The organism is Paenibacillus sp. P4_A7 (assembly GCF_056402455.1).
Genome location: NZ_JBFUHJ010000528.1, coordinates 1 through 3,578, shown reverse-complemented (window position 1 = coordinate 3,578; position 3,578 = coordinate 1). Strand labels below are relative to the sequence as shown.

At 39.8% G+C, this 3,578-nt stretch carries 5 protein-coding genes and 1 other annotated feature; all 5 genes read left to right on the top strand.

The annotated features are described in order from the left end of the window. The coding region (locus AC1DWN_RS30380; RefSeq protein WP_477562589.1) for a VOC family protein at positions 1-422 on the top strand (422 nt) is incomplete at its 5' end. 42 nt (positions 423-464) lie between these two features. Beyond that, on the top strand, positions 465-776 hold the full coding sequence (locus AC1DWN_RS30375; protein ID WP_477562588.1) for a hypothetical protein: 312 nt from the start codon (positions 465-467) through the stop codon (positions 774-776). Between the two features lie 88 nt (positions 777-864). Next, positions 865-1,026: a GNAT family N-acetyltransferase gene (locus tag AC1DWN_RS30370; RefSeq protein WP_477562590.1), complete on the top strand. Its 162-nt coding sequence runs from the start codon at positions 865-867 to the stop codon at positions 1,024-1,026. A gap of 105 nt (positions 1,027-1,131) precedes the next feature. After that, positions 1,132-1,395: a binding site (T-box leader), on the top strand. Between the two features lie 46 nt (positions 1,396-1,441). Continuing rightward, entirely contained in the window at positions 1,442-3,082 is a 1,641-nt protein-coding gene (metG, locus tag AC1DWN_RS30365) for a methionine--tRNA ligase (RefSeq protein WP_477562587.1), read from the top strand. 81 nt (positions 3,083-3,163) lie between these two features. Then, the coding region (locus AC1DWN_RS30360) for an NUDIX domain-containing protein (RefSeq protein ID WP_477562586.1) at positions 3,164-3,578 on the top strand (415 nt) is incomplete at its 3' end.

Here is a 3,578-nt window from a genome sequence, read left to right as displayed (position 1 = left end):
ACATAACAGGTATAACTTGTATTTACGTACCGGTAAATGATGTTTATGAGTCGATTAAATGGTACCAAAAGAATTTAGGTTTCAAACCAGCAAACAACGACCGTGTTGAGCCTGGGATGGTGATGGCTGTTTTGAATTATCCCGATCGGAATGGAAACCTGCCTTCACCTGGTTTAAGGCAAGTTGTACCCGCTCTGTTCCTTCATAAATCGGATGAAGAAGGCGGTCGATTACGCTTTTCATGGTCATTGGACAGCGGCAAACCCCATGCAATGGCATGTTTCATTACTCCACGGGTCGAGGAGCTACTTGAACGTTTCAATGAAAACGGAGTGAATATATTAGGAGAACGGGTGACAAGCGGACCAAACATAACGTTCGCTGATCCTGACGGTAGCATATGGGAAGTTTGGCAACCATAACCGATTATGTAGATCTATTACGTTAACGGGTGGAGGTTACATATGTTTGACAAAATAGATTTTAAATCTGGTCGCATCTGTTGGAGCGGGTTTGAACTTAATGAAACAGTTTCATTAGAAGAACAAATCTGGTCTCTTAAACTTGATATATTATTAGTTGATTATGGAGACAATTATTGTTTGGACTTTGGATGGTTGCCTGAATTTGATATTATCGAAGGGGCATTTAGACTTATGATCGTTAAGGATGAGAATTTCCAAAATCCAATATTTATTAGAAGAACAAAAGAGCTATCCGAGTTGCATAGTCTATTTATTGAAGCAATAAATTTTGTCGAAGATGAAATGAAATAATTAATTATTAAACKAATGTTTGAACAGATGAATGGGAGAGCGCACTTCAGAACTATCAAATCGATCATGCTAAAAAAAAAACGCGGTCATATTCCAGTTTAATGAGCATGGTGTTGGGCATTTTATTTCAAAAGATGATCAAATCATCAGTGTTTGTTCATCTCCTTTTGTTGGCAACGGCTTTGCTGAAATTGATATTATTACGGTTGATCAAATTGCTGAGCACCCGATGTATTGGTACAATCTGTAAAGGTATTGCGTTAAACCTTATCGTATTTTATGGCAAGCCCTCCACTTAATAACCTTGACATGAGATATTTTATTTCGTATTATTTACAATAACTTGAATATTCGGAAAAAAGCTATGAAGAGAAAGAGTACCATCGTGACGTCTTTTTACAGAGAGCCCCAGTTGCTGAAAAGGGGTAAAGAATAACCGTGGGAATATGGTCTCAGAGCTGCGCATCGAAGCCTCATATGGTTGTAGACTGCGCCGGAACCCGCACCCGTTACTGTGCTAGGGTATAAACGCAAAAGCGTCGTACCTGAAGAGGTCAATGTCGAAAGGCATTGATAAAATTGGGTGGTACCGCGGTGAGCAACAGCTCTCGTCCCTTTGGGATGAGGGCTTTTTTGTTTGTCCAAAAAAAGAAGGAGGAGTTTTAATGGCAAATATTTTTATTGGAGGAGCATGGCCATATGCGAACGGTTCTTTGCATTTGGGACGTTTGGCAAGTTTATTGCCAGGTGATGTGCTAGCACGTTATTTTCGTTCGAAGGGAGAAAAGGTGTTRTATGTTTCGGGYAGYGATTGCCACGGTACACCTGTCGCAGTWCAAGCCATTCAGGAGGGAGTCTCGCCGGGAGACATTGCAGATCGCTTTCATGAGGAATTTGCTGAATGCTTTAACCAATTAGGTTTTACTTATGATATGTACACACGTACGGACCAAGTTTTCCATCATCAGGTTGTTCAACAATTATTTTTGAGTCTGTTGGAAAAGGGTTATTTATACAAGAAAACAATACAACAGACCTATTGTGAAACAGATCATCAATTTTTACCAGATCGGTATGTGGAGGGTATTTGTCCGGTTTGTAGCAACCGAGCACGAGGTGATCAATGTGATTATTGCTCGACATTATTAGATCCAGCGGATCTAACGGACAAAACCTGCAAGATTTGTGGGAATCCCCCAATCGAGCGTCCGACTGAACATTTTTACCTAGAACTCTCAAGATTCCAAGATGAATTATCCGAATATTCAAAACAATCACAAGGTTGGAAAGAAAATGCTGTCCGGTTAACGGGACGATATTTAAAAGAGGGACTTCAAGATCGTGCGGTAACAAGGGATTTAACTTGGGGTGTCGATGTTCCGGTTAAAGAATTCGAAGATAAAAAAATATATGTTTGGATCGAGGCGGTAAGCGGCTATTTATCGGCTAGCAAGCAGTGGGCTGCTGAGACAGGCGGCAGTTGGGAATCTTTTTGGCTGAAAGAGAAGGAAGAAATAATTGCTTATTATGTACATGGCAAAGATAATATCCCCTTCCATACAGTCGTTTGGCCAGCATTGCTCATGGGTATTGGTGACCTCCATTTGCCAGATCGCATTATTTCATGTGAATACATGACCTTAGAAGGGAGAAAGTTTTCGACTAGTAATAATTGGGCTGTTTGGGTACCGGACATTATGAGTCGTTATCAKCCAGATTCTATTCGTTATTTTCTGATCGCAAACGGCCCTGAGAAACGGGATACTGACTTTTCATGGAGGGAATTTATCCATAGCCACAATGGTGAATTGCTTGGCGCGTTTGGTAATTTTGTTAATCGTACTTTGGCTTTTATAGACAAATCATTTGACGGGCGCATTCCTGAAGGTAATCTGAGTGAAGAGTGGAAAAGAACACTAGAGGGTTTGTATTTAGAGTCTGGTTCTTTAATTGAAGAAGGTCATCTAAAGGAAGCCATTGAACTGATTTTTACTCATGTTCGCCGAGCAAACAAATTCTTCGATGAACAAAAGCCATGGGTACAGATTAAAGAAAATCGCGATGCGAGTGGATTTACTCTTCATACATGCGTGCAAATAATAGTGAATCTTTCAAATCTACTGGACCCATTCATTCCCTTCTCCTGTGAAAAAATTAGAAAGTTTCTAAAGCTTAAAAAAACGATATGGAAGTTGACTCTAATTCCAGCTAGTCTAAAAATCCAAGATCTAGAGCTGTTGTTCCAGCGTATTGATAGTAGTCGAATTGATGAAGAAACAAGTTTGTTAGAGAAACGGAAATTGTAGTCGGACCTAACATGAAGGGTTAACCAGAGAGGGCTTGCTAATCGGCAGCCTCTCTGGATAATTATAAAGGTGATTGTTCTATTGATAGAGGTAGAATGTGATTATTATCGAATTACAATTAAATTAAATGTGAAGGAGGAACAAAATATGTCTATAGTCACGGATGCCAAAGGTAACATTTTTCTAGAGTTCTTTCCGATTGCTGAGGATGAAATTGAAAATTTCTCACTGGATGCGCCATTAACACATTCATTAATTGTTGTCACTTGTCAAGACAAGTATCTATTCATGTTAAACAAATGGAGAAAAAGCTGGGAATTACCTGGTGGGGTAATAGAGGAAGGAGAATCTGCTAGGGAGTGTGTAATCAGAGAGCTTTTTGAAGAAACCAACCAAACTGCACATCATGTTGTGTTCATGGGATTAATGAAATTTGATCTGCAGCCAGGTTTTCATGGACCAAAAAGAATGGAGTATGGCGCTCTATTTTCTGGTC